General features: G+C 72.7%; 23 protein-coding genes. 10 read left to right on the top strand and 13 right to left on the bottom strand.

The window, feature by feature from the left end:
• Positions 1-65: 65 nt before the first annotated feature.
• Positions 66-2,165 (bottom strand): excinuclease ABC subunit UvrB, encoded by a 2,100-nt coding sequence (gene uvrB, locus FYW99_RS20925; protein ID WP_150253729.1) that lies wholly within the window; start codon positions 2,163-2,165, stop codon positions 66-68.
• Positions 2,166-2,378: 213 nt separating this feature from the next.
• On the opposite strand from uvrB, the gene FYW99_RS20920 reads away from it, so the two are divergent.
• Entirely contained in the window at positions 2,379-3,422 is a 1,044-nt protein-coding gene (locus FYW99_RS20920) for a hypothetical protein (RefSeq protein WP_150253728.1), read from the top strand.
• 150 nt (positions 3,423-3,572) lie between these two features.
• A complete protein-coding gene (locus FYW99_RS20915) occupies positions 3,573-5,000 on the top strand; it encodes a threonine/serine exporter family protein (protein WP_150253727.1) in 1,428 nt (475 codons plus the stop codon).
• Here the strand turns inward: FYW99_RS20915 and coaE are convergent.
• The 5 genes from coaE to polA form a co-directional block, all read right to left on the bottom strand.
• A complete protein-coding gene (gene coaE, locus FYW99_RS20910; RefSeq protein ID WP_150253726.1) occupies positions 4,984-5,586 on the bottom strand; it encodes a dephospho-CoA kinase in 603 nt (200 codons plus the stop codon). The two genes, FYW99_RS20915 and coaE, sit on opposite strands and share 17 nt — an antisense overlap.
• Positions 5,587-5,633: 47 nt before the next feature.
• Positions 5,634-6,152, bottom strand: coding sequence for a GNAT family N-acetyltransferase (locus FYW99_RS20905; RefSeq protein ID WP_150253725.1), 519 nt, complete (start codon positions 6,150-6,152; stop codon positions 5,634-5,636).
• Positions 6,153-6,313: 161 nt separating this feature from the next.
• Positions 6,314-7,804 (bottom strand): 30S ribosomal protein S1, encoded by a 1,491-nt coding sequence (gene rpsA, locus FYW99_RS20900; RefSeq protein WP_150253724.1) that lies wholly within the window; start codon positions 7,802-7,804, stop codon positions 6,314-6,316.
• Between the two features lie 429 nt (positions 7,805-8,233).
• On the bottom strand, positions 8,234-8,677 hold the full coding sequence (gene arfB / locus FYW99_RS20895) for an alternative ribosome rescue aminoacyl-tRNA hydrolase ArfB (RefSeq protein ID WP_150253723.1): 444 nt from the start codon (positions 8,675-8,677) through the stop codon (positions 8,234-8,236).
• A 39-nt stretch (positions 8,678-8,716) separates the two neighbouring features.
• Positions 8,717-11,503, bottom strand: coding sequence for a DNA polymerase I (gene polA / locus FYW99_RS20890; RefSeq protein WP_150253722.1), 2,787 nt, complete (start codon positions 11,501-11,503; stop codon positions 8,717-8,719).
• 136 nt (positions 11,504-11,639) lie between these two features.
• On the opposite strand from polA, the gene FYW99_RS20885 reads away from it, so the two are divergent.
• Both FYW99_RS20885 and FYW99_RS20880 read left to right on the top strand, forming a co-directional pair.
• Positions 11,640-12,068: a PaaI family thioesterase gene (locus tag FYW99_RS20885; protein WP_150253721.1), complete on the top strand. Its 429-nt coding sequence runs from the start codon at positions 11,640-11,642 to the stop codon at positions 12,066-12,068.
• Positions 12,069-12,624: 556 nt separating this feature from the next.
• Positions 12,625-13,872 (top strand): ABC transporter substrate-binding protein, encoded by a 1,248-nt coding sequence (locus tag FYW99_RS20880; RefSeq protein ID WP_150253720.1) that lies wholly within the window; start codon positions 12,625-12,627, stop codon positions 13,870-13,872.
• A 317-nt stretch (positions 13,873-14,189) separates the two neighbouring features.
• Here the strand turns inward: FYW99_RS20880 and FYW99_RS20875 are convergent, their stop codons facing one another.
• The 5 genes from FYW99_RS20875 to FYW99_RS20855 form a co-directional block, all read right to left on the bottom strand.
• Positions 14,190-15,290: a glycerate kinase family protein gene (locus FYW99_RS20875; RefSeq protein ID WP_150253719.1), complete on the bottom strand. Its 1,101-nt coding sequence runs from the start codon at positions 15,288-15,290 to the stop codon at positions 14,190-14,192.
• A gap of 53 nt (positions 15,291-15,343) precedes the next feature.
• Entirely contained in the window at positions 15,344-15,940 is a 597-nt protein-coding gene (pspAB, locus tag FYW99_RS20870) for a PspA-associated protein PspAB (protein WP_150253718.1), read from the bottom strand.
• Between the two features lie 146 nt (positions 15,941-16,086).
• Positions 16,087-17,010: a zinc metalloprotease HtpX gene (gene htpX / locus FYW99_RS20865; protein ID WP_150253717.1), complete on the bottom strand. Its 924-nt coding sequence runs from the start codon at positions 17,008-17,010 to the stop codon at positions 16,087-16,089.
• A 463-nt stretch (positions 17,011-17,473) separates the two neighbouring features.
• A complete protein-coding gene (gene pspAA, locus FYW99_RS20860; protein ID WP_150253716.1) occupies positions 17,474-17,752 on the bottom strand; it encodes a PspA-associated protein PspAA in 279 nt (92 codons plus the stop codon).
• Positions 17,749-18,531 carry a PspA/IM30 family protein gene (locus tag FYW99_RS20855; RefSeq protein WP_150253715.1) on the bottom strand — a complete coding sequence of 261 codons (783 nt, stop codon included), beginning with the start codon at positions 18,529-18,531 and terminating at the stop codon, positions 17,749-17,751. The genes pspAA and FYW99_RS20855 overlap by 4 nt, the downstream gene beginning before the upstream one ends.
• Before the next feature lie 96 nt (positions 18,532-18,627).
• Between FYW99_RS20855 and FYW99_RS20850 the strand changes: the two genes are divergently transcribed.
• The 3 genes from FYW99_RS20850 (at position 18,628) to FYW99_RS20840 (ending at position 21,004) form a co-directional block, all read left to right on the top strand.
• Positions 18,628-19,299, top strand: a complete 672-nt coding sequence (locus tag FYW99_RS20850; protein WP_150253714.1) for a DUF3043 domain-containing protein — start codon at positions 18,628-18,630, stop codon at positions 19,297-19,299.
• A 163-nt stretch (positions 19,300-19,462) separates the two neighbouring features.
• Positions 19,463-20,467 (top strand): aldo/keto reductase family protein, encoded by a 1,005-nt coding sequence (locus FYW99_RS20845; RefSeq protein WP_190394743.1) that lies wholly within the window; start codon positions 19,463-19,465, stop codon positions 20,465-20,467.
• A 174-nt stretch (positions 20,468-20,641) separates the two neighbouring features.
• Positions 20,642-21,004: a DUF1622 domain-containing protein gene (locus FYW99_RS20840; RefSeq protein WP_150253713.1), complete on the top strand. Its 363-nt coding sequence runs from the start codon at positions 20,642-20,644 to the stop codon at positions 21,002-21,004.
• Between the two features lie 41 nt (positions 21,005-21,045).
• On the opposite strand, the gene FYW99_RS20835 is transcribed toward FYW99_RS20840, so the two are convergent.
• Positions 21,046-21,510 (bottom strand): hypothetical protein, encoded by a 465-nt coding sequence (locus tag FYW99_RS20835; protein WP_223839310.1) that lies wholly within the window; start codon positions 21,508-21,510, stop codon positions 21,046-21,048.
• Positions 21,511-21,576: 66 nt separating this feature from the next.
• A complete protein-coding gene (locus FYW99_RS20830; RefSeq protein WP_150253712.1) occupies positions 21,577-21,783 on the bottom strand; it encodes a hypothetical protein in 207 nt (68 codons plus the stop codon).
• 207 nt (positions 21,784-21,990) lie between these two features.
• On the opposite strand from FYW99_RS20830, the gene FYW99_RS20825 reads away from it, so the two are divergent.
• The 3 genes from FYW99_RS20825 to FYW99_RS20815 all read left to right on the top strand — a co-directional run bounded on the left by FYW99_RS20825 (position 21,991) and on the right by FYW99_RS20815 (position 25,770).
• Positions 21,991-22,986 carry a bifunctional adenosylcobinamide kinase/adenosylcobinamide-phosphate guanylyltransferase gene (locus tag FYW99_RS20825; protein WP_150253832.1) on the top strand — a complete coding sequence of 332 codons (996 nt, stop codon included), beginning with the start codon at positions 21,991-21,993 and terminating at the stop codon, positions 22,984-22,986.
• Between the two features lie 182 nt (positions 22,987-23,168).
• On the top strand, positions 23,169-23,927 hold the full coding sequence (locus FYW99_RS20820) for an adenosylcobinamide-GDP ribazoletransferase (RefSeq protein ID WP_150253711.1): 759 nt from the start codon (positions 23,169-23,171) through the stop codon (positions 23,925-23,927).
• A gap of 343 nt (positions 23,928-24,270) precedes the next feature.
• On the top strand, positions 24,271-25,770 hold the full coding sequence (locus FYW99_RS20815; protein ID WP_150253710.1) for a leucyl aminopeptidase: 1,500 nt from the start codon (positions 24,271-24,273) through the stop codon (positions 25,768-25,770).
• Positions 25,771-25,828 lie beyond the last annotated feature (58 nt).

The following is a 25,828-nucleotide window of genomic DNA, read 5'->3' as shown; positions in this document are numbered from 1 at the left end:
GATGTGAGTATCGACCTGGTCCCGGTGTCCCCAGAGCTGGAAACGCTACCCCATGGGCGCTGGCGTCACTTCACCCCGGCCGCGTCCATGCCGCGAAGCTCACGTTTGAGTTCGCCGATCTCGTCGCGCAACCGGGCCGCCAGCTCGAACTGGAGGTCGGTGGCCGCCTGGTGCATCTGCTCGCTCAGCTGCTCGATGAGCCCGGCCAGTTCCGCGCGCGGCATGTTCGACACGTCCGCCGAACGCTCGCCCAGGGCGGGCACCGGCGCCCGGCCGCCCCTGCTCCCCGGGCTGCGGTACCCGGTGGACATGAGCTCCTCGGTGTCCACGTCCTCGCGGTTGAGCGTGTCCAGGATGTCGGCGATCTGCTTGCGCAGCGGCGTGGGGTCGATCCCGTGCTCGGCGTTGTAGGCCAGCTGCTTGTCCCGGCGCCGGTTGGTCTCGTCGATGGCCGCCCGCATGGAGTCGGTGACGTTGTCGGCGTACATGTGCACCTGGCCCGCGACGTTGCGCGCCGCGCGCCCGATCGTCTGGATCAGCGAGGTCTCCGAGCGCAGGAAGCCCTCCTTGTCCGCGTCCAGGATCGCCACCAGCGACACCTCGGGCAGGTCCAGGCCCTCGCGCAGCAGGTTGATGCCCACCAGCACGTCGAACTCGCCCACGCGCAGCTCGCGCAGCAGCTCCACGCGGCGCAGCGTGTCCACCTCGCTGTGCAGGTAGCGGACCCGGATGCCGAGTTCGGTGAAGTAGTCGGTGAGGTCCTCGGACATCTTCTTGGTGAGCGTGGTGACCAGTACCCGCTCGTCGCGCTCGGCGCGCACCCGGATCTCGTGGACCAGGTCGTCGATCTGCCCGTCTGTCTGCTTGACCAGCACCTCGGGGTCGACCAGCCCGGTGGGGCGGATGACCTGCTCGACCACCTCGCCGCCGCCCTGGCGCAGCTCGTAGCGGCCCGGCGTCGCCGACAGGTAGATGCTCTGTCCGATGCGCTCGGTGAACTCCTCCCACCTCAGCGGCCGGTTGTCCATCGCCGAGGGCAGTCGGAACCCGTGCTCCACCAGGGTCCGCTTGCGCGCGGCGTCGCCCTCGTACATCGCGCCGATCTGCGGGACGGTCACGTGGGACTCGTCCAGCACCAGCAGGAAGTCCTCGGGGAAGTAGTCCAGGAGCGTGTTGGGCGGGCTGCCCGGCTCGCGGCCGTCGAAGTGCCGCGAGTAGTTCTCGATGCCCGAGCAGGTGCCCAGCTGGCGCATCATCTCCAGGTCGTGGGTGGTGCGCATGCGCAGCCGCTGGGCCTCCAGCAGCCTGCCCTGGCCCTCCAGTTCGGCCAGCCGCTCGCCCAGCTCCGCCTCGATGCTGGCGATCGCCCGCTCGGTGCGCTCCTCACCGGCCACGTAGTGCGAGGCGGGAAAGATGAACATCTCCTGGCTCTCGCCCAGCACCTCGCCGGTGAGCGGGTGCAGGGTCAGCAGGCGCTCGACCTCGTCACCGAACATCTCGATGCGGATCGCCAGCTCCTCGTAGACCGGGATGATCTCGATGGTGTCGCCCCGCACCCGGAACGTGCCGCGCGTGAACGCGGTGTCGTTGCGGGAGTACTGCATCTCCACCAGGCGGCGCAGCAGGTCGTCGCGGTCGACCTCCATGCCCACCGCCAGCTGCGCCATCCGGTCCACGTACTCCTGCGGGGTGCCCAGGCCGTAGATGCACGAGACCGAGGCGACCACGATCGTGTCCCGGCGCGTGAGCAGCGAGTTGGTGGCCGAGTGGCGCAGCCGCTCGACCTCGTCGTTGATCGAGGAGTCCTTCTCGATGAAGGTGTCGCTCTGCGGGACGTAGGCCTCGGGCTGGTAGTAGTCGTAGTACGACACGAAGTACTCGACCGCGTTGCCCGGCAGCATCTGGCGCAGCTCGTTGGCGAACTGCGCCGCCAGGGTCTTGTTGGGCTGCATCACCAGGGTGGGCCGCTGGAGCTGCTCCACCGTCCACGCCACGGTCGCCGTCTTGCCGGTACCGGTCGCGCCGAGCAGCACCGTGTGCGGCTCCCCGTCCCGCACCCTCCTGCTGATCTCGGCGATCGCGCCCGGCTGGTCTCCCGCCGGGGTCATCTCCGAGACCACCTCGAAGGGCGCCTCGCTGCGTTTGATGTCGCTGACCGGTCGCACGTCGCCTCTTCTCCCATCGAGCGGCGGGCCGCCCCCGCCGCCCGCGTGTCCCTCACCCCCAACGCTACCCACCGCCTACGACATCCCTTCCCGGTCGAGGGCGCGGAGTTACCATCGAGACCAGCGCTCTGCGTCCGAAGCGAGGTGACAGTCGTGTCACACCCCTCCAGACCGACCTTCGACCCGGACCTACCCCCACGCGCGGTCGCGCGTATGAGGGCCCATCCCGAGAAGCTGCTCCCGGCCGCGGCCCGCCCGCGGCGCGGGCCCACCTGGCGCCAGGGCGCCGCGATCACGGTCGCGGGGTGCACCTCACTGGCCGCCGTCGCCCTGCTCTCCCCGGCAGCGGGGGCCGTCCTGGTGGCCCTGCTCTGCCTGGGGACGACCGCGGCCGTCCTCGGCCTGGCCTCGCTCAGGGGCTCCTTCACCGACGACTGGGCCGACCTGGTCATGCACGCCTTCTGGGCGCTGCCCGCCTCCACCGTGGGCGTCCTGGGCGCCCGGATGCTGCTCGACCAGGCACTCGGGCCGGTCGGCGCCGCCGTTCCCGGGGACCCCGCGACCGCCGCCCTCTACCTGACCGCCGCCGCGGGCGGTGCCGGGGCCATCCTGCGGCCCGGCATGGTCCCCCGCCTGGCCTCGGAGTACGCCGACCGGTACGTGCTGCCCCAGGACTTCGGCCGCGCCCACGGCTACGCCTCCCGCAACGAGGAGCCCGAGGCCCACCTGTTCGCCGCGCTCCAGCAGGCCACCGACCGGGTGGAGGAGGGCGTCCGGGTGCTCGGCGACTCCTTCGACGCCGCCCAGACCCTGCCCCTGCTGCGCGAGGAGGAGTGGCGGCTGTCCCAGGAGCTGCTGCGGCTGCGCTCCCTGCGCAGGGAGCTGGTGGCGCGCCGGCGCGAGGCCGTGTCCGAGCAGGTCACCCGGGCGCTCCAGCCTCAGGAGGAGGCGGTGGCCCGCGCCCACGAGGCGCTCACCGAACGGGTCGGGGTGCTGACCGGTTACGGCGGGCGGGTGCACGCGGCGGTGACCGCGCACCGCGAGTGGGAGCAGTGCCAGGAGATCGCCGACCGCGCCGGGGACTACGCCGACCTGGCGCTGTCCTCGTCACAGGAGCCGGTACGCCCCCAGGAGATCGACGACAGCCTGCTCAGCGTGGAGGCCGCTCACTCGGTCCGCGAGGAGCTGGTGCGCGAGGCCGTGGCCGCCGGGTCGTCCCTGTCCGAGGTCCTGCACCGCGACCGCGGACGGGAGTGACCGGAAGCAGGGACGGTGGCGGAGACGGTGCACGCGGTAGGTGGCGGCCCGGGGGGAGGCGTCCATGCTCGCCCCCTCCGTCCCCGGACGGGTGCCCGCGGGTTAGCCTTCTCCTCCACCCGGCCGAACTCCGCTCCCCCACGAGGCCCCATGCACGCCCGCGCCACCCTGCGCCCCGACCTGCCCCTCGAACTCGCCGAGCACCTGCCCGCGCACACGGCCGCCCCCCGCGGCGGCCCCGCCAGCCGAACGGCGCAGGGGCCGCCCCTACACGATCCCCTGCACTCCTGGCTGGCCGCGGTCTGCGCGGGCGCCGCCGTGCTGCTCCTGTTCTCCGGCGAACCCCTCGTCGGAGCGGTGGCGACCCTGATCCTGGGCGTCGGCGGGTGGGTCTACCTGTTCACGGGCCTGGGGTACGGGTACCCGGGGTTCAGCACCCGGCAGTTCGCCCTCCTGGCCGCGGTGTCCAGCCCCGTCACCGTCGAACCGCCGCTGCTGAACTCCCTCCTGGCGCGGGCGCTCGCGTTCCTCATGCCCGGGGCGGTGCCGAACACCGCCGCGGCCCTGCTGTTCGCCGTCACCGCCCTCGTGCTGTTGGCCACCGCCCGCCCCGGCTCCGCCCGCCAGGGGGACGGCACGCTCGTCCACGGAGTGGACTACCTGCTGCCGCACGTGGGCGGCGGCCTGGGCCGGTCGGAAGAGCCCTGGCCCGAGCACCGCCTCCTGCTCGACCTCCAGGAGGCGACCGACCGCGTCGTCGAGGCCCACCACGTGCTGGGGCCCGACAGCAGGACCGCCGAGGCGGTCGCCCTCGCGCGGCGGGAGGAGTGGGCGGCGTTCGTACGCGTGAACCTGCGGCACCGGCGCGGTTTCCCGCGCCGGGGCGCTCCCGGGTGGCCGGAGCTGTCGGAGGGGGACATCCGCCGCCCGCTCCGGCTCGGTCTCGCGGCGCACAGGGCGGTCGCGGCGCACCGGCGCTGGAGGCGGCTGGCGGAGTCCGGGCCGGGAACGGTCCCCGCGGTCGAGCTGTGGAGGTCCCGCCGTACGTCGGAGCGGCTGGAGAGGGAGTTCCTGGGACGGGCGGCCGAACTCGGCGGTCCCGGCGCCGGGTTGTGGGCTCCGGACCCCTCCGCCACGGGCCTGCGGGAGGCGGTCCGCCGCCCCGGCAGGGCGCGTCCCCGGTCCCGGGTGGTGACGGCCCTGGCCGGCCTCGTGTTCGTGGGCGGCGCGGCCCTCGCACTGACCTGGTACGACGCGTTCCATCTGCTGCTGGTCCTGGGCTGGACCGCGGTCGGCGTCCTGGTCGTGTGGGCCAGGCTGCGGCGGGGGGAGTGGATTCCCTGGGGCGAGGCCGCGGCCTACGCCGTGGTGGCGGCCGTGGCCTGTGTCGGACTGCTGCCGTTCCTGCGCGACGTCGTGGTGTACCTGGTCTGGGAGCTGGCCCCGGACCTGTTCCTGCACCCGGGCGACGTCGCGACGGCGCTGCTGTACCTGGCGGCCGCGCTGACCTGCTGGGGCGTCGCGGCCCTCGGCGTAGGCGGGGTGGGCGGGGAGGGGACCGCTACCGCGCCCGCCTGAGGAGTTCGCGCCAGAGCTCGGCGACCCGTTCAGCCAGCTCCTCGCGGGTGCCGGAGTTGTCCACCACCAGGTCGGCGGCGGCCAGGCGGGTTTCCCGGTCGGCCTGCGCGCGGATGCGGGCCTCCACCTGCTCGCGCGGCATGCCGCGGTCGGTCGCGACCCGCTCCACCCGCACCGCGTCGGGGGCGTCCACCACGACCACCACGTCGTAGAGCGGCCCCAGGCCGTTCTCCACCAGCAGCGGGACGTCGTAGACCACCACCTCCACGCCGGAGGCGACGGCCTCCTCCATGAGCTGGGCGCTGCGCTCGCCCACCAGGGGGTGCACGATGGCGTTGAGCCTGTTCAGGCTGTCCTCGTCGGCGAAGACGATCTCCCCGAGCCGGGGCCGGTCCAGCCGCCCGTCCGGGGTGAGCACCCGCTCACCGAACTCGGCGACGACCGCCTCCAGCCCCGGTGTGCCGGGTTCGACGACCTCCCGGGCGATGGCGTCGGCGTCGACCACGGTGGCGCCGTTGGCAGCCAGTCCGGCCGCGACCGCGCTCTTGCCCGAGCCGATCCCACCGGTGAGTCCCACTTTGAGCATGTCCGAAACCCTAGACGGCCGCTTCGGTCCGGTTCACGGCGCCCCGCCTACCGCGCGGCCCGGGCGGCGCCGTCCGCGCGCTCTCCGGCCGGTGTGAGCTCCTTGCGCATGTGCACCATGACCAGGTGCTCGGCGACGCGCTCGCGGGAGGTCTCGGCGTACCCCAGACCGCGGTAGAGCCGCTGCTGCCCGGTGTCCTGGGCCCCCGCGGACAGGGTGAGCGAGGCCAGGTCGGGATAGCGTTCGCGCAGGCGGCCTTCGAGGTCGGCGAGCAGCGCCCGCGCGATCCCCCGGCGGCGCAGGTCGGGCACGACCGCCAGGCGGGAGAGCACCGCGCCGGCGCCCATCACCCTCGCCCGCACCGCGCCGACCAGGCGGGTTCCGGCGACCGCCTTGAGCACGAGGGTGTCCTCCTGCCCCAGAAGTCTCTCCACTCTCTCCAGGCTCTCGGTCAGCGCCAGCACGAACGGGTCGCCGAAGGCCTGGGCCTCGTCGACGAACGCCGCCCGCTGGAGGGTGAAGACCTCGCCCGCGTCGGCGGGGGCGGCCGGGTGGATGTCGAACACGTCTCCTCCTGAGGGGCCCCTCCGTCGGGGGACACACCAAGAGCCTAGCCCCCGGCCCCGGCGGCGCCGCGAGACCCGCCGGGGCCGGGCACGGCGAAGGGCCGCCCCCTCCGGAGAGGGAACGGCCCCAGGCTGCTTCTCAGTACTGCCTCAGAGGCTGTTTAGGCCTCGCCACCCGCGAGCTTCTCGCGCAGGGCGGCCAGGGCCTCGTCGGAGGCCAGGGCGCCGCTGGAGGACTCGGAGCCGGACGAGCTGGCGCTCTGTCCGCCGCCGGTGTACTCGTCCTCCTCCGCCGGGGCAGGAGCGTTGGCGGCGTCGGCCTCGGCCGCACGCGCCTCCTCGACCTGCTTGCGGTGCGCCTCGAACCGGGCCTGGGCCTCGGCGTAGCTGCGCTCCCACTCGTCGCGCTGGGCCTCGAAGCCCTCGAGCCACTCGCCGCTGTCCGCGTCGAAGCCCTCGGGGTACTTGTAGTTGCCCTGCTCGTCGTACTCCGCGGCCATGCCGTAGAGGGTGGGGTCGAAGTCCACCTGGTCCGGCGAGACGCTCTCGTTGGCCTGCTTCAGCGAGAGGCTGATGCGGCGGCGGTCGAGGTCGATGTCGATGATCTTGACGAAGATCTCGGTGCCGACCTGGACGACCTGCTCGGGCACCTCGACGTGGCGCTCGGCCAGCTCGGAGATGTGGACCAGGCCCTCGATGCCCTCCTCGACGCGCACGAACGCACCGAACGGAACCAGCTTGGTGACCTTGCCGGGAACGACCTGGCCGATCTGGTGGGTCCGGGCGAACTGCTGCCACGGGTCTTCCTGGGTCGCCTTGAGCGACAGGGAGACGCGCTCGCGCTCCATGTCCACGTCGAGAACCTCGACGGTGACCTCCTGGCCGACCTCGACGACCTCGCTCGGGTGGTCGATGTGCTTCCAGGACAGCTCGGAGACGTGCACCAGGCCGTCGACGCCGCCCAGGTCCACGAACGCACCGAAGTTGACGATCGAGGAGACCACACCCTTGCGGATCTGGCCCTTCTGGAGGGTGTTGAGGAAGGTCTGGCGGACCTCCGACTGGGTCTGCTCGAGCCAGGCGCGGCGGGACAGGACCACGTTGTTGCGGTTCTTGTCCAGCTCGATGATCTTCGCCTCGAGCTCGCGGCCGACGTAGGGCTGGAGGTCGCGCACACGGCGCATCTCGACCAGGGAGGCGGGCAGGAAGCCGCGCAGACCGATGTCGAGGATGAGGCCGCCCTTGACGACCTCGATGACGGTGCCGGTGACGACGCCGTCCTCCTCCTTGATCTTCTCGATCGTGCCCCAGGCGCGCTCGTACTGGGCGCGCTTCTTGGACAGGATCAGGCGGCCTTCCTTGTCCTCCTTCTGGAGGACGAGGGCCTCGACCTGGTCACCGACGGCAACAACCTCGCCGGGGTCGACGTCGTGCTTGATCGAGAGTTCCCGTGAGGGAATCACACCCTCGGTCTTGTAGCCGATGTCGAGCAAGACCTCGTCTCGATCGACCTTCACGATGGTGCCCTCGACAATGTCACCGTCGTTGAAGTACTTGATGGTCTCGTCGATCGCCGCGAGGAAGGCTTCCTCGGACCCGATGTCGTTGACCGCTACCTGGGGTGTCGAGGTGGCCTCGGTGCTGCTCGTCATGTGTGGGTGGACTCCGGATACGGACAGATTCAGAAAGATGGTCACATCGCGGGTTCGAACCCGTCGATCCGTCGTCCGAGGAGCGGAGCCGAGGCGGCGATGAACCGCCTGGACACCAATCGCCAGGTGCAGGGTGTCGACCGGAGCGGCGCGACCCCGCCGACCCTCATCGGAGACAGCGGACGCACGCAAGAACCCACAACGCTCCCGCCAGAATATGAGACAAGGGCGTCCTGGTCAATCGGAACCCAGGGCAGCCAACCTGACGTAGGTCGCAATGGCGGCAATTTACCCGAGCATGGCGGTCAAGATCAACTGGGGGGTAGACCCACGTCCGAACGGGGTTTTCGTCCCCGTGGGACGGCCGCGCGCCGGTGGCTGGGGCACCGGCGCGGGCCCGGAAGAAAAAGTACGAAGAGCCGGTTACGGTCAGTCCGCGGAGGGCTTGGAGCGTGACCGTTTGACCGCGCTCCGCTGTTTCTTGGCGTCCAGACGGCGCTGCTTGGCCCTGCGGCTCGGACGGGTCGCACGGCGCTCGCGGGCGGGCGGCGCGATCGCCTCCTCCAGCAGGGCGGCCATCCGCTCCCGGGCCTCGGCCCGGTTGCGCGACTGCGAGCGGTGGGTCTGCACCGTGACCGTGAGCACGTCCCCGACCAGGCGCCCCCGGAGCCGCTCCAGCGCGCGCTGGCGCCGCGTGCCGCCCAGGCCGGGGCAGGCCGCCACGTCCAACGACAGCGACACCCGGGTGTCGGAGGTGTTGACGTGCTGGCCGCCGGGCCCCGAGGAGCGTGAGAACCGCCACGTGAGGGCGTCGGCGGGAACGGTCACCGGACCCGCGCTCAGCCCCTCGTCAGCCGTGCCCCGTGTCGTCACCGTCCCCGCCCTCCCGTCGTACGCGGGCCGCGGACCCTGTCAGTGCGCGGCGTCGTGCCAGTTCTGGCCGCTGCCGACCGAGACGGCCAGCGGCACACGCAGATCATAGGCGGAGCTCATCTCGCGCGCCACGATGTTTTCGACCTCCCCGCGCTCGCCGGGGGCGACCTCCACCACGAGTTCGTCGTGCACCTGGAGCAGGACCCGCGAGGTGAACCCGCCCTCGGTGAGGGCCGCGTCCACCCGGAGCATGGCCACCTTGATGATGTCGGCGGCCGACCCCTGGATCGGCGCGTTGAGCGCCATCCGCTCGGCCATCTCCCGGCGCTGGCGGTTGTCGCTGGTCAGGTCGGGCAGGTAGCGGCGCCTGCCCAGGATGGTCTCGGTGTAGCCGACCCGGCGGGCCTCCTCCACCACGGCGTTGAGGTAGTCGCGCACCCCGCCGAACTCGGCGAAGTAGTCCTCCATCAGGCGCTTGGACTCCTCCGGCGTGATCCCCAGCTGCTGGGACAGGCCGTAGGCGCTCAGCCCGTAGGCCAGGCCGTAGCTCATGGCCTTGATCCTGGACCGCGCCTCGCCGTCCACCCGCTCGACCTCGACGTCGAAGATCTGCGCGGCCATCTGCGCGTGGAAGTCGTAGCCGCTGTTGAAGGCGTCGATCAGCGCCTGCTCGCCCGACAGGTGAGCCATGATGCGCAGCTCGATCTGGCTGTAGTCGGCGGTGAGCAGCTCCTCGTAGCCCTCCCCCACCACGAACGCGCGCCGGATGCGCCGCCCCACGTCGGTGCGCACCGGGATGTTCTGGAGGTTGGGATCGGTGGAGCTGAGGCGCCCGGTCGCCGCCACCGTCTGGTTGAAGGTGGTGTGGATGCGGCCGTCGTCGGCGACGGTCTTGATCAGCCCCTCGACCGTGGTGCGCAGCTTGGTCTGGTCGCGGTGGTGCAGCAGGACCGCGGGCAGCTCGTTGTCGGTCTGGGCGGCCAGCCACGCCAGCGCGTCGGCGTCGGTGGTGTAGCCCGTCTTGATCTTCTTGGTCCTGGGCAGGCCCAGGTCCTCGAACAGGACCTGCTGGAGCTGCTTGGGCGAGCCGAGGTTGAACTCGCGGCCCACGATCTCGTGCGCGCGCTCCACCGCGCCGCGGCCCGCCGCGGCGAACTCGCCCTGGAGCTCCTCCAGGTAGGCGCGGTCGGCGGCGATCCCCGCCCGCTCCAGGCGTGCCAGCACGTCCACCAGCGGCAGCTCGACCTCGTGCAGCAGATGGGTGCCGCCGCGCTTGTCGAGTTCGGCGGAGAGGACCCCGGCCAGGTCGCGGGTGGCGCTCGCGCGCACGGCCAGCAGGTGCTGGCGGCCGGAGCCCGCCCCGCCCTCGTCGCCCAGGTCCAGGGTCAGCTGGTCGCCGGAGGAGTCCTCCTCCAGCTCCCGGCCCAGGTACCTGCGGCACAGGTCGGCCAGGTCGAAACGGCGCTGGCCCGGCTGGACCAGGTAGGCGGCCAGGGCGGTGTCGCTGACCACCCCGCCCAGCTCCCACCCGTGCGCGCCCAGGGCCAGCAGGGCGCCCTTGTACTCGTGCACCGCCTTGGGGCGGCGGGGGTCGGCCAGGAAGTCCGCCAGCGCCTCGGTGTCGGCCGGGTCCAGGGCGGTGGGGTCGACGAACACGGCGTCGCCGGAGGGCACGCTGATCGCCAGCGCGTCCACCCGGCCGGTGCCCTGCCCCCAGGTTCCGTCCAGGGCGAGACCGGCGGGCGCGGTGGGTGTGAGGGTGTCGGAGACCGCGTCGTCGGGGGCCGCGTGCGCGGCCAGCCAGGCGGCCAGCTCGCCGGTCCCGGCCACGGTCAGCTCCACGCGGAAGCCCTCGACCGCCTCGGAGCCCGCCTCCCCGGAGCCGTCCTCGGGCAGCCGGATGACGGCGTAGAGGCGCTCGCGCAGGTTGGAGGCGAACTCCAGGTTGTCGAAGAGCGCGTCGATCCCGGTGCGGTCGGCCTCGCCCAGGGCCAGGGCGGTGACCTCCGCCTCCAGCTCCACGTCCGTGGCCAGCCGGTTGAGCCGCTGGTTGCGCAGGACGTCGTCCAGGTGGTCGCGGAAGCTCTGCCCCGCCTTGCCGCCGAGCTCGTCGGCGTGGGCGACCAGCTCGTCCAGGGACCCGTACTTGGTGATCCACTTGGCGGCGGTCTTGGGGCCCACTCCGGGCACGCCGGGCAGGTTGTCGGCCTTCTCCCCCACCAGGGCGGCCAGGTCGCGGTAGCGCTCGGGGGTGACCCCGTACTTGTCCTCGACCGCGGCGGGGTCCATCCGCCGCAGGTCCGACAGGCTCTTGCCCGGGTACAGGACCGTGCAGGAGTCGGTGACCAGCTGGAAGGCGTCGCGGTCGCCGGAGGCGATGAGCACCTCCATCCCGGCCTCGCCGCCCTGGTGGGCCAGGGTGGCGATGACGTCGTCGGCCTCGAACCCCGGTGCGGACAGGTTGGCGACGCCGATCAGCCGCATCAGGTCCTGGGTGAGCGGCACCTGGGAGGGGAACTCCGGCGGGGTGTCGGAGCGGCCGTCCTTGTACTCGGCGTACTCCTCGTGCCGGAAGGTGGGGCCGGACAGGTCCCAGGCCACCGCGACGTGGGTGGGCTCCTCGTCGCGCAGCAGCTTGACCAGCATCGACGCGAAGCCGTACACGGCGTTGGTCGACTGCCCGGTACTCGTGCCGAACTTGTCCACCGGGAGCGCGTAGAACGCGCGGAAGGCCATCGAGTGGCCGTCCAGGAGGAGGAGCCGGGGGCGCCTGCCGCCGTCGCCGGTCCGGGATGTCTGTTCGGGGGTCTCTCGCTTGGTCACCACAGACGAATCCTAGGATGCGGAGGAGACACTTCGCGGCCATACCCGCGGGGGCAGTGACACGACGGCGGGGACGCCGCCCCCGGTCCGGCGCGGCCCGGGCCCGGCCGCGGCGGGGTCCCGAGGAGGCGGAGGGCACATGACGACGGACTCCGAGGCGATGCGGCGGATGCTCGACACGGGCGCTTTGGCGGGCGGCCTGGGCGAGCGCATGGGCATCGAGGTGACGGAGGCGTCCGCCGAGCGGGTGGTGGGCCGGATGCCGGTGGAGGGCAACGTCCAGCCGTTCGGTCTGCTGCACGGCGGCGCTTCGTGCGTGTTGGCCGAGTCCCTGGGGTCGATCGGCGCCACGGCCCACGCGTCCCGGTTCGGCAAGGTCGCGGTCGGCATCGAGATCAACGCCACGCACCACCGCTCGGCCACCGAGGGGTACGTGACCGGTGTGGCCACCCCGGTGCACCTGGGCCGGACGCTGGCCACGTGGGACATCACCATCACCGACGACGGGGGCCGGAAGGTGTGCACCTCCCGGCTCACGTGCATGCTGCGCGAACTGCCGGAGGCGTAGCGGGCCCCGGAGGCGCCCGGCGGGCCCACCAGGCGCGGACCCGCTCTGCCGCCCCGTCCCGGACCCGCCGACGGCTGCTCCGGGACAGGTCGGGGGCTGCTCCGGGACAGGACTGGGGGGCGGGCCCTCCGATGTGGTCGCGCCTCCCGTGTCGCGTATAGCGGTCAAGGGTTTTCTCGTTTTCAGGAAGGACCGCTTCACACCCGTGTACAGCCCGCCTGTGGCTTTCCTCCAGCCCGGCCGCCGCCCTTGACGGTCGGGCTTGGTCATGCCTGCTCACCGCGACAGTTCGCTACCCCGTGAGCACGGAAAGCTGTGATCTGTACAGAGACGAAACGCCGGATGTCAATGATGACTACAGAGCCATAACAGCCTGACGGCGAGTCGGCACCAACGCCCGTTCCGTCCTTTCCGCGCCAGAACTTTCATGATTAAGCTCCGCTAACGCTCCTGATTAAGTCATGCCACACATCACGGACATTCAGGACGCGCATGCTCATGGCACGGCTGCTCCGCGCAGCGCGTGCTTCGCCGGTTGAACGGAGTGACCACGATCATGGCTAGCAAGAAGGTCCTAGGCCTCACTGCCGCAACCGCGGCCCTCGTCCTCGGCCTGACCGCGTGTGGCAGCGACGGGGGCGAAGGAGGCGGCGGCGGTGAGGGCGGTGAGGAGTTCACCTACGGCATCCTCTACCCGCAGACCGGCAACCTCGCCTTCCTCGGCCCGCCGCAGCTCCGCGCCGCCGAGTACGCGATCTCCGAGATCAACGGGGCCGGCGGCATTCTCGGCACCGACGTCCCCGACCTGGTCGAGGGCGACGAGGCCGGCGACAACGCCCAGGCCAACGAGGCCGCCAACAACCTCGTCTCCGACCAGGTGAACGCCGTCATCGGCGCCGCCGCCTCCGGTATGACGCAGGCGACCTACGACACCATCACCGGTGCCGAGATCGTCCAGTGCTCGGGCTCCAACACCGCCGCCGAGCTGAGCGAGATCGAGGACAACGGCTACTACTTCCGCACCGCGCCGAGCGACCTGCTCTCCGCCGTCGTGATGGCCCGCACGATGGTCGAGAACGGCAACCAGAACATCGCCATCGTCGCGCGCGCCGACGACTACGGCGGCGGCTACGCGGGCGCCCTCCAGGCCGAACTGGAGAGCCTGGGCGCCCAGGTCGTGGTCAACGAGACCTACGACCCGCTGGCCACCACCTTCGACTCGGTCGTCACCAGCGTCACCAGCGAGGAGCCGGACGCCGTCGCGCTCATCGCCTTCGAGGAGGGCGCGCAGGTCATCGCCCAGCTCCTGGAGAGCGACGTCGAGGGCGAGCAGCTCTACGTCACCGACGGCCTCAACGACCCGAACCTGGGCGAGACCGTCAGCGCCGACAACCCCGAGAGCGTCACCGGCATCACCGGTATCGCCCCCAGCGCCGACAACCCCGAGTTCACGGAGGGCCTGACCAGCTTCGCCGAGGACCTTGAGGTCTTCCAGTTCGCCCCGCAGGTCTACGACTGCGTCACCGTGATCGCCCTGGCCGCCGAGGCCGCGGGCAGCGTGAACCCGTCCGAGTACGTCGCCGAGCTGCCCAACGTCAGCCGCCCCGAGGGCACCGAGTGCGGCACCTTCGCCGAGTGCCGCGACCTGCTGGCCGACGGTGAGGAGATCAACTACCAGGGCGTCAGCGGCAACATCGACTTCAACGACAACGGCGACCCGACCGCCGCCACCTTCGAGATCTTCCACTACGGGGAGGACGGCCACGAGATCCTGGCCTACGAGGAGCACGCCCTGGAGGAGTAACGGCCCGCAGCGGCCCGCGCCGCACACGGCCTGATCCGTCACGGCACGGAGCGGCGCTCCGGGAGGACCTCCTCCCGGGGCGCCGCTTCCTCTTGTGCGCGCCCCGCGCCGGGCGGCTGCACGCCGCGGCACGGAAGGCGCCGGGGACGCGGGAAGACGAGAGGCGGGGGCGGGTCGGCCCGGAGCCGTCCCCGCCCCCGCCGTGTTCTACGGGGTCCAGCGCCAGCCGAGGCCCGGCGTCAGCCGAGACCCGGGTTGCCCGAGACCCAGCGTCAGCCGAGGCCCGGGGTCACCCGGAACCAGGCCTCACCCGGGGCTCAGCGGGCCCAGCGGCGGGCGATGTCGGCGGCCAGGGCGCGCAGCTCGTCCGCGGAGCGGGTCATGGCGGCCTCGACCGAGCCCGAGGACTCCACGAGGGAGTAGGTCTCGGTGATCCCGGCGGCGGCCGCCTCGGCGCGGCCGACCTTGACCGCGCCCGCGGTGACGACGCAGGGGACGCCGTGCTTGTTGGCGGCCTGGGCGACGCCGTGGGGCAGCTTGCCGCGCAGGGACTGGGAGTCGAAGGAGCCCTCGCCGGTGATGACCAGGTCGGCCCCCGAGAGGCGCTCGGCCAGGCGCACGGAGTCCAGGACGCGGCTGATGCCCGACTCGACGGTGCCGCCGAGCAGGAGCAGGGCGAAGCCCAGGCCGCCCGCGGCTCCGGCTCCGGGGGTGTCGCGGACGGTGCCCGCGGGGTCGACGCGGTCGGCGAAGGCGGTGAGAGCGGCGTCCAGGCGCTGCACCTGGTCGGGGTCGGCGCCCTTCTGGGGGCCGAAGACCGCGCTCGCTCCGTGGATGCCCAGCAGGGGGTTGTCGACGTCGGTGGCGGCGACGACGCGGACCCCGGCCAGGGCCCGGCGGGCCGCGTCGAGGTCGACGTCCCCGGGGTCGGCCAGGGTGCCGCCGCCGTGGCTGAGGCGGTCTGCGGGGGTGGCGCCCAGGGCGGCCAGGAGACCGGCTCCGGCGTCGTTGGTGGAGCTGCCGCCGAGGCCGACGACGACGGTGCGGGCGCCGGAGCGGACCGCGTGGGCGACCAGCTCGCCGACGCCGTGGGTGGTGGTGCGGCCGGGGTCGCGGTCAACGGCGGGCACCAGGTGGAGACCGCAGGCCTGGGCGCTCTCCACGTAGGCGGTGTCGCCGTCCAGGAGGTACTCCGCGGTCACGGGCGCGCCGAGGGGGCCGGTCACCTCGGTCCGGTGCACCTTGCCGCCGAGGGCCGTGTGCAGGACCTCGACGAAGCCGGGACCGCCGTCGGAGAGCGGCAGCAGGTCCGTCGTGGCGGAGGGATCGGTCCGGTGCCAGCCGTCGGCGACCGCCTGCGCGGCTTCGAGGGCGGAGAGGGTACCGGCGAACTTGTCAGGAGCGATGAGGATACGCACCGCACCAGTGTGCCAGGCCACATTCCTCCCGGTGCGGGGTACCCCCCGGCTGGTCAGAGGCCGGGCGCCCCGTAGACGGGGAACCAGCGGGAGCGGTCCTCCTCCAGGGGCAGGTCGCCGCCGATGGCGGCCTCGGCCTGGAGCTCCAGGGCGTTGTCCCGGCGGCCGTCGCCGAGGGGGGCGAAGGGGTAGAAGGTGCCGCGCTTGTAGAGGTAGACCAGCCCCAGCGAGCGCGTGCCGTCGGTGAAGCCGACCAGGGAGCACAGGAGCGAGGGCCCGTAGCCGTTGGTCTCCAGGGTGGAGTTGACGGCGTGCAGGTCGGTCACCAGGCCCGCGATGTCGGGGTCGGCGGCCCCGCCCGGCTCCCGGGCGGACCGGCCGGAGCGGACCACCAGCCAGGTGTAGCCGTAGTCGTCGGTGACCTGTCCGACTGGTGGCCCCCCGTCGGCGTTGAGCAGCTCGGTGACGTCGCGTTCCAGGTCGGCGAAGGCGGCTCCCTCCGTGGCGCGGAAGGCGACGGAGCCGGTGCCGGTGGGTGTGAAGCCCGCGGCGGCCCGCAGGGTGACGGACGCCGAGGGCAGGCCGAACAGGGCGTCGAGATCGGGCTGGGCCGGTTCGGAGCGCCCGAACAGCGCTCGCCAGAAGCTCATCGTGGCCGGTCCTCTCGTCGTGGTCGTGTCGGTTCCGCGCGGGCCGGGACGGCCCCGCTTCGGGACGGATCGGTACGTCCGCCGTCCGCTCCCGGAGGGAACGGCCCGACGCGGTCGTCCCCTCCGGCGGGCCTCCGCGGACGGGGTCAGCGCCCCTGCCCGAGCTGGCGCGAGATGTCGGACAGCTGCTCCAGCCGCTGCTGCACGGGCGGATGGGTGGCGACCAGCTGGCTGAAGCTGAACCCCTTGCGGGAGGAGGCCGGGGCGAAGAAGAAGGCGTTGAACGGCTCCGCCTGGCGCAGGTCTCGGGTGGGGATGCGGGACATGTCGCCGGTGATCTTGGTCAGGGCGCTGCCCAGCACGGACGGGCGCCCGGTGAGGTAGGCGGCGGCGCGGTCGGCCGACAGCTCCCGGTAGCGCGACAGCGCCCGGGTGAGCAGGAAGCTGAGCGCCCAGGCCGCGGCGCTGACGACCACGACGAGAAGGGCGACCACGGCCGGTGCGGGACCGTTGTTGTTGTTGCCGCGCGTCGCCCCGGCGAACATCGCGAAGCGCAGCCCGGCCTGGGTCAGGAACCCGGCCACGATGCCGAGGAACCCGGCGACGGTCATCACCATGACGTCGCGGTGGGCGATGTGGGACAGCTCGTGCGCCAGGACCGCCTCCAGCTCGGGGCCGTCGAGGCGGCGCATGAGGCCGGTGGTCACACACACGACCGCGGACTTCTCGTTGTGCCCGGTGGCGAAGGCGTTGGGCACGTCGGTGTCGGCGATCCCCACGCGGGGCTTGGACATGTCCGCCATGGCGCACAGCCGGTCGATGAGGGCGTGCAGCTCGGGCGCCTGCTCCGGGGAGACCTCCTTGGCTCCCATGGCGAACATGGCGATCCTGTCGGAGGCGAAGTAGCTGAACAGCGCGAACCCGACGACGATGACCAGCACCAGCCACACGTTGAGGCCCACCAGGACCAGCCCGACGACGAAGGCCGCGTAGACGAGGGCGAGCAGGCCCATGGTCGTCACCATGCGGGCGGTCAGTCCCCGGTCAGGTCTGAACTTGGATCCGGCCATGCCGTAGTCCTCTCCGCCGACGCGTCGACAGTCTCGGAGTGTAGTTCGACCAGGTGGGAAAGGGTATGAGGTGGTCCGCCCGCCGCGTGTTCGCCGGTCCTCCCCCGAGCGGCCCCGGCCTCCGGGACCGGGTGCGGCCCCCGTTCCCCCCTTGCCCCTCCACCACGTCCAACGGACGGGGGTCCCGCCGGGGTTCCTCAGCCTGGGGCGGCGCACGCCACACGGCCCGCGCGCGGCTCCCGTCACGGGCGCCCCGGCGCGACTGCGTCATGCGCGGTCCCGTTCACACGGCCTGTGTACCCCAGGCACGCGAAAGCCGCCGTGACACGTGGTCACGGCGGCCTGGAAACACGCGCGCGGGCACCGAGCGTCGCACCGGCCGACCGGAAACCGGCCCGCCGGGCGCACTCACCGGTCCGGGCACACCTGGACGGAGGCGGTGCGCCGGACGGAGAAGCCGGTCCTAACCGGGGATGAGTCCGTCGTCCTGGAGCATCTCCCGCACCTCTTCCATGGTGGCGTCGGCGTGCGGGAGGATGAACTGCGAGGGCTCCAGCGCGTCGGGCGGCAGCGGCCGACCGTCCTCGCGGACCCTCTCCAGGAGGTCGTGCAGGGCACGGCGGAACGTGTCCTCGTCACCCGACTCGATCGCCGACTCCAGCGCGGAGTCGAAGGAGTTGAGCAGTTCGAGGTCGGCGTCGGTGAGGTCGAGCTGCCCCTCACCCATGATGCGGACGATCACGCGCCCTCCCGGTTGCCGGTGCTGCCGGTGCTGCCCGCACCGTTGCCGCCCTCGATCTGGGGGGTGGAACCGCCGCTGCCCTGGCCGAGCTCCATCTTCATGCGCTCCAGCTCGGCGTCGACGCCGGTGGTGCTGGCCATGCGGTCCAGCTCGCTCTGGATGTCGTCCTTGGCGGTGCCGGTGACGTCGTCGAGCGCGCCCGAGGCGAGGAGCTCGTCCACGGCGCCCGCGCGGGCCTGCATCTCGGCGGTCTTGTCCTCGGCGCGCTGGACGGCCATGCCGACGTCGCCCATCTCCTCGGAGATGCCGGAGAAGGCCTCGCTGATCTGCGTCTGGGCCTGGGCGGCGGTGTAGTTGGCCTTGATGGTCTCCTTGCGCGTGCGGAAGGCGTCCACCTTGCTCTGGAGGCGCTGGGCCGCCATCGTGAGCTTCTGCTCCTCGCCCTGGAGGTTGGCGTGCTGCTCACGCAGGCTCTCGATCTGCTGGGCCAGACCGGAGCGGCGGGTCAGGGCCTCGCGGGCGAGGTCCTCGCGTCCCTGCGTCAGGGCGGCGCGGCTCTGGTTCTCCAGCTTGCCGGACTGCTGCTCCAGCTGCTGGATCTGGAGCTCGACGCGCTTGCGGGAGGTCGCGACGTCGGCCACGCCCCGACGCACCTTCTGTAGGAGCTCAAGCTGCTTCTGGTACGAGTAGTCGAGGGTTTCCCTTGGGTCCTCGGCTGCGTCCAAGGCCTTGTTGGCCTTGGACTTGAAGATCATCGAAAGTCGCTGAAACACGCTCATCGGCGTGGCCGTCCCCTTCTCGGTGCGTACATCGGCTGTTCCCAGCGGGCGCTTTGCCCAACCCTACGCGCTCTGGTCCGCGGTCGCCATAAAGCTATGACCGGCTACCCTGAAGGTGTGTTCCGACGTCGCTCCGCTTCCGCAGCCACGGATCCGGCCTCCGCCGAATCCGCCAGCCCTGAGGCCACTGAGTCCACCCAACCTAAGGGATACACACCCAAGAAGGGTGTGCCCACCCCAAAGCGCAGGGAGTCCGAGGTGGCCCCCCGCCGACCGCTCAAGGCGCCCGAGACGCGCAAGGAGGCCTACCAGGCCTACCGGGACCGTCTCGACCGCCAACGCGGGAGGGGCACCGCGAGTTCCGCGATCAAGGGCGTGCCCAAGGACGAGGCGCGCTACTACCGGCAGCAGGACCTCGGCGAGGCCCGGGCGTTCGCCCGCGACTTCGTCGACTCGCGCCGCAGCGCCAGTGAGTTCTTCCTGCCGTTCTCGATCGTGATCATCGCGCTGCTGTTCGTCAACAACCCGATGTTCCAGATCGGCGTGGCCTACGTCCTGTGGCCGCTGATGATGGTCACCATCATCGCCGAGGGCGTCATGGTGGGCCGCACGGTCAAGAAGCGCGCCACCGAGTACTTCCCCGAGGACCCCGCCATCAAGGGCATCGGGATGTACGCGGCCATGCGCCAGCTCCAGTTCCGCCGCCTGCGCCTGCCCAAGCCGCGGCTCAAGGTCCGCGAGGACCCCACGCCCCGCCGCACGCGCTGAGGCCTCCCGCCACCGCCTCCCCGACGACGTGAGCCCGGGCCGGTCACAGCACCGGCCCCTCACTCCCTCCCCCGAGTCCTCGCTCCGCCCCCTCTGGGAGCGCTTCCACTCGCCCTGCGCAGAACCTCGCGAACGAGCACAATCCCCCACTAGAGTGCTCGACATGGAATTTCGGCATCTGGGCAACAGCGGTCTCATGGTCAGCGAGATCGCCTACGGGAACTGGATCACGCACGGCTCCCAGGTGGAGGAGGACACGGCCAAGGCCTGTGTCCGCGCGGCGCTGGACGCCGGTATCACCACGTTCGACACCGCCGACGGCTACGCCGGGGGCAGGGCGGAGGAGGTGCTCGGCCGCGCGCTGAAGGGCGAGCGCCGCGACGGGCTGGAGATCTTCTCCAAGGTCTTCTGGCCCACGGGCGAGGGCAAGAACGACCGGGGCCTGTCCCGCAAGCACATCGTCCGCAGCGTGGAGAACTCCCTGCGCCGTCTGGGGACCGACTACCTGGACCTCTACCAGGCCCACCGGTTCGACTACTCCACCCCGCTGGAGGAGACCGTGCGGGCCTTCGAGGACCTGGTCCGCCAGGGCAAGGTCCTCTACGTCGGCGTCTCCGAGTGGCGCGCCGAGGAGATCGAGCAGGCGCTCAAGATCGCCGACGAGATGGGCTTCGACCGGATCGTCTCCAACCAGCCGAAGTACAACATGCTGTGGCGGGTCATCGAGCCCGAGGTCGTGCCGCTCTCCGAGCGCGAGGGCGTCGGCCAGATCGTGTGGTCGCCGATCGAGGGCGGCGTCCTGAGCGGCAAGTACAGGCCGGGCCAGGAGCTGCCCGCCGGTTCGCGCGCCGCCGACCCCGGCGGCGGCCGCTTCCTGAGCGAGCAGATGAAGGACCAGGTCCTGCTGGAGCGCGTGCAGAGGCTGGAGCCGCTGGCCGCCGAGGCGGGCCTGACGCTGGCGCAGCTGGCCGTGGCCTGGGTGCTGCAGAACCCGAACGTGTCGGCCGCGATCATCGGCGCCTCCCGCCCCGAGCAGGTGGAGGGCAACGTCAAGGCGGCCGGGGTCAGGCTGGACACCGAGCTGATGGCGAGGATCGACGAGGTCCTGGGCGACAGCGTCCAGCGCGACCCTGCGCTGACCAAGAGCCCCGAGAACATCCGCGGCTAGACCGCGCCTCTCCGGGCCTGCTCCCCGGTCCGTGTTCGGCACAGCGGGCCCGACCGTCCCCAGGGCGGCCGGGCCCGTTCTCGTTCCCCCGACCGCGGCGACCCGCCCCCTGGTGTCACGCCGCCAGCCCTGGGTAGCTGCTGGCCCGCACGCACGCGGCGAAGAGGGGGCTCCATGGACATCGCGCACGTCATCGAGGCGGTGGGCACCGCCGTCGACGTCGCCGGGGTCGGCGTCATCGTCGTCGGGGCGCTGGGCGCGACCGCGCTGTTCCTGTACCGGTGGGTCAGCGGACACGGGCTGGACGCGGCCTACCGGCCCTACCGGCAGGGACTGGGCCGGGCGATCCTGCTGGGTCTGGAGTTCCTCGTCGCCGGGGACATCATCCGCACGGTCGCGGTGTCGCCCACCTTCGCCACCGTGGGGGTGCTCGCCGGGATCGTCCTCATCCGGACCTTCCTCAGCTTCTCCCTGGAGGTGGAGCTGGAGAACCGCTGGCCGTGGCAGGGCCGCCGCCCCCTCTCCAGCACCGGCTGACCCGCGCCGGAGGCTCCGGCCGACCGTCCGCGCCGGGGCGGTCAGCGCGCCATGTCCCGGGACAGGTGGGAGCGGTGCAGGCGCCGGGTGCGCACCAGCCGCGCCAGGTCGGCGCGCGTCTGGTGGGACAACTGGACGTGGAAGTAGTTGACGTGCTCCAGGAGCGCGAAGAGCCACAGGCCCAGGCCCGGCCACACCCTCGTCCACGGGGCGTCGCCGACCAGGGCCGCGGCCACCACCGCGCCGCCCGCGAGGAACAGCGGGACGTTGGCCAGCCTCAGGGCGCGAAAGAGCGCCATGCCCGCCGGGCGGCGGGCCCGCGCGCGCAGCTGGCGCACCTTGACCCACCAGTAGGCGCTGCCCTCCACCAGCAGCAGGGCGAAGAGGGCGAAGCCGACCAGGTTGGCGGGTGAGGCGGGTACGCCCAGGAGGAGGAACAGCACCACCGCGAACAGGGGGATGTTGACCAGTTCCAGGACGGCCATGTCGCGCAGAGGAGGAATCACGCCCCCATTGTCCCGGAGGCGGCCCCGCCGCTCCGGAGGCCTTCGCGGCCCCCGGGCGGGCGGGTCCTACTCGACGGGCTCCAGGGACATCGCGTAGACCTCCTTGTCGCCGTCGAGCAGGGCGACGCGTCCCACGCCGCCCTCGGCGAGCTCCTGCCAGTTCTCCCCCAGCCAGCTCTCCGCGTCGCCACGCGAGGTGAACGACTCCGAGGGCAGGTCCGCCCCCAGCGGGTCGGCTCCGTCGGCCTCGAAGTACCGCCAGGTCCACGCCATGTTCGACCGCCCCTTCGTCACGGAGGTCACAGCGCCGGTCACCGTGATCCTGGCCCGAGCTTAGCCAAGGCTTGACGGACGATGCTGTTTACTTTTTTGGTGCGTATCCGATTTCTCGGGACAGCCGGGCACTCGGGGTGGCCCGCCCCCCAGTGCACCTGCGCCTCCTGCAACAAGGCCCTCGCCGAGCGCCGACTGCCCCTGCGCGTGACGGTGGACGACCGCTTCCGCGTCCGCGAGGCCGGGGCGGTCGGCCCGGTGCCCCCGGGGTACTCGGTGACCCCGACCTCCGACGGCGTCCTGGTCGAGGGCCCCGACGGGGGCAGGCTGATGTACGCGCGCACGGGCCCGGGCCCCCTGCCCGGAGTCCCCCCGGTGGAGGCGCGCGCCGAGGGCTCCTCCGGCTACTCCTCCGCCCGCCCCGACCAGCAGGTGGACATGGTCATCGTGGACGCCGCGCAGCGCCCGGAGGTCATCGGCGAACTGCGCCGCTCGGGCGTGGTCGGGGTGACCACGGCCGTCGTGGCGGTCGGCGGCGACCACCGCGTCCGCTCCCCCCAGGAGTTCGCCCGCCGGGCCCGGCTGTGGGGCGCCCTGGTACCGGGTGACGGACAGGTCCTGTCGTGCCCTCCGGTGGTGTGGCCGGAGTCGCGGCCGCGCGGGCCGCACCGGACCCTGGTGACCGGGGGCGCGCGCTCGGGCAAGTCCACCGAGGCGGAGCTGCGCCTGATGTCGGAGCCGAAGGTGCTGTACGCGGCGACCGGCCCGGTACCCGACCCGGTCGCGGACCCGGACTGGGCCGACCGGGTGGCCCGGCACGTGCGGCGCCGCCCCTGGTGGTGGCGCACCGAGCAGACCACCGACCTGGCCGCGCTGCTCAAGGGCGCCCGGGGCGCGGTCCTGGTGGACTGCCTGGGCACCTGGCTGACCTGGGTGATGGGTGAGGCCGGGCTGTGGGAGGAGAGCCCTCCCCCCGACGCGGAGGACGAGGTGGAGGTGGCGGTCCACGGACTGCTGGAGGCCTGGCGTTCCACCCAGGCCTACGTCGTGGCGGTCACCAACGAGGTGGGGTCGGGCGTGGTGCCCGCGACCCGCGCGGGGGGACTGTTCCGCGACCACCTGGGCCGGTTGAACCAGTGGATCGGCGCCGAGTCCGAGGACGTGGTGCTGGTGACCGCGGGCCGCGTCCTGGAGCTCTCGTGAGCGGTGCCGCCGGTCCCCCTCCGGAAGGTCCTTCCTCGGAGGAGCCTCCCCCGAACGGCTCGCCGTCGGGCGGTCCTTCCCCGGACGGCTCCCCGGCGGACGCTCCTCCCCCGGGCGGCTCCGCGCCGGGCTGTTCCTCCCCCGACCCCTCCCGCGCCGCCGACGCGGTCGCGGGGGCCCGGATGGCGCTGGGGACGTTCACCGTGTTCCCGGTGCGCGCGGGGCGGCTGGACCGCCGCGTGGCCGGGTGGGCGATGGTGTGGGCGCCGGTGCTGGGCGCGCTCCTGGGCGGCCTCACCGGCGCCGCGGCCGTGCTCGGGACGGCGGCCGGCCTGTCCGCCTCGCTGGCGGCGGTGCTCGCCGTCGGGCTGGGGGCGCTGCTGACGCGGGGGCTGCACCTGGACGGCCTGGCCGACCTGGCCGACGGGCTGGGCAGCGCGCGTCCGGCCGAGGGCGCCCTGGAGGTGATGCGGCGGTCCGACATCGGTCCGTTCGGCGTGGTCACCCTGGTGGTCGTGCTCGCCGCGCAGGCCCTGGCCCTGGGCCAGCTGGCGCAGATCTCGGCGGAGGCGGCGCTGGCGGGCGCGGCGGCGGCCGGGGCCGCGGGGCGGCTGGCGGTGACCCTGGCGTGCACCCCGCGCGTGCCCTCGGCACGGCCCGAGGGCCTGGGCGCGTTCGTGGCGGGGACCGTGCGCCTTCCGGGCGCGCTGCTGGCCACCGCTCCCGTTCTGCTGGTGTGCCTGGCGGGCTGGGCGTACGCGCCGGGGTTCGCGCTGGCCTGCGTGCTCGCCGCGGCGGCGGGCCTGCTCGCGGCGGGCCTCGTGCTGCGCCGGGCGGTGCGGCGGCTGGGCGGTGTCACGGGCGACGTACTGGGCGCGCTGGCGGAGACGGCGGTGACGACGGCGCTGGTGGTGGCCGCGGCGGCCGCGGCCCGGCTGTGAGGAGCGGCACGGGGATTCACGGCCCCGGTCCGCGGGCCGCGAGGCGCCCCACCAGGCGGTTTCCTACCGTCCGGTAACCCGACCGGGGGTTCCCGATGTCGCGATCATCACATTTTTTCACACAGGTTTCACGGTTCTCCCGCGCGGGAAGGCGGAGTCCGCCCCGGAGGCGGCCCACAACACCCTTCACCGGCGGCCAGAGGCACCCTCGCCGCGCGCGCGGACCGGAGTCGACCCCGCACACCCCCGGATCCCGCGTCCCCCCGCAGCGCCGCGTCAGGGCCCCTGCGGACCCGGGGCGCCGCGTCCCCGCCGGGCGCGCGAGGCGACTAGCATCGGGGACGTGAGCACGTCGTTGTCAGTAAATACGGAGTCCCCCAGTTCGCTCGACGCCGACGCGGTTGTCGTCGGTTACCACTCCGGAGGCGACGCTCCGGAGCCCGCGTCGGGCACTCATGACGTCGATGCCGCCTTCTCCGGCGGCCTCGCCCAGACCCTGTCGCTCCTGGGAGCGAGCGGCGCCCCCGAGGAGGTGCACACCCTTGCCTCCCTCGGAGCCGTCAAGGCCCCGGTCGTCGTCGCGGTCGGTCTCGGCCCGGCGCCCGCCGAGGGCCCCGTCGACCCCGACGTCCTGTCCCGTGCCGCCGGTGCCGCGCTGCGCTCGCTGGCCTCGCGTCCCGAGGGCGCGGGCCGCGTCGTCCTGGCCCTGCCCGCCGGGACCGCAGCCGAGGCCGGCGCCGTCGCCCTCGGAGCCCGTCTCGGTGTCTACGGCTTCGACCGGTACCGCACCGGCGCCAAGGACAAGCCCGCCGCCGAGCTGGTCCTGACCAGCTCCGCCGCGGACGCCGCGGACGCCGCCGAGCGCGCCGCCGTCCTGGCCGAGGCCGTCAACCTCACCCGCGACCTGGTCAACACCGCACCGGCCGACCTGGTCCCCGAGGACCTGGCCGCCGCCGCCCAGGAGATCGCCCAGCAGTCCGGCCTGCGCGTCGAGGTCCTGGACGAGGCCGCCCTGTCCGAGGGCGGCTACGGCGGCCTGACCGGCGTCGGCCAGGGGTCGGCCAACCCGCCCCGCCTGGTCCGCCTGGCCCACAGCCACCCCGAGGCCACCAGGACCGTCGCCTTCGTCGGCAAGGGCATCACGTTCGACTCCGGCGGCCTGTCCCTCAAGCCCGCGGGCTCGATGGACTGGATGAAGTCCGACATGGCGGGCGCCGCCTCCGTGCTCGCCGCCATGCGCGCCATCGCCGCCCTGAACCTGCGGGTCAACGTCGTCGGCTACCTGGCCGTGGCCGAGAACATGCCCAGCGGCACCGCCCAGCGCCCCTCCGACGTGCTGACCATCTACGGCGGCAAGACCGTCGAGGTGCTCAACACCGACGCCGAGGGCCGCCTGGTCATGGCCGACGCCCTCGTGCGGGCGCAGGAGGACGAGCCCGACCTGGTCGTGGACATCGCCACCCTGACCGGCGCCCAGCTGGTCGCGCTCGGCACCCGGGTGTTCGCGGTCATGTCCAACGACGACGAGGCGCGCGACCGGATCGTCGCCGCGGCCGCCGAGGCGGGCGAGGCCTCCTGGCCGATGCCCCTGCCCGAGGAGCTGCGCGCGGGCCTGGACTCCGCGGTCGCCGACATCGCCAACGTGGCGGGCGAGCGCTGGGGCGGCATGCTCTCCGCGGGCGTCTTCCTCAGGGAGTTCATCGAGGAGGGCGTCACGTGGGCGCACCTCGACATCGCCGGCCCGTCCTTCAACCAGGGCGGTCCGCACGGCTACACCCCGAAGGGCGGCACCGGCGCGGGCACGCGCACCCTGGTCCGCATCGCCGAGGAGTACGCCGGGTAGCACCCGCCCAGGGGGCGGCCCTCCCCGAGCCGGAGCGCCGCCCCTCCCGGCCACCGCG

It is taken from the genome of Nocardiopsis deserti (assembly GCF_008638355.1).
Classification (GTDB): domain Bacteria; phylum Actinomycetota; class Actinomycetes; order Streptosporangiales; family Streptosporangiaceae; genus Nocardiopsis; species Nocardiopsis alborubida.
Note: the sequence above shows the minus strand (reverse complement) of the source record. Positions and strands in the feature narration are given on the sequence as shown.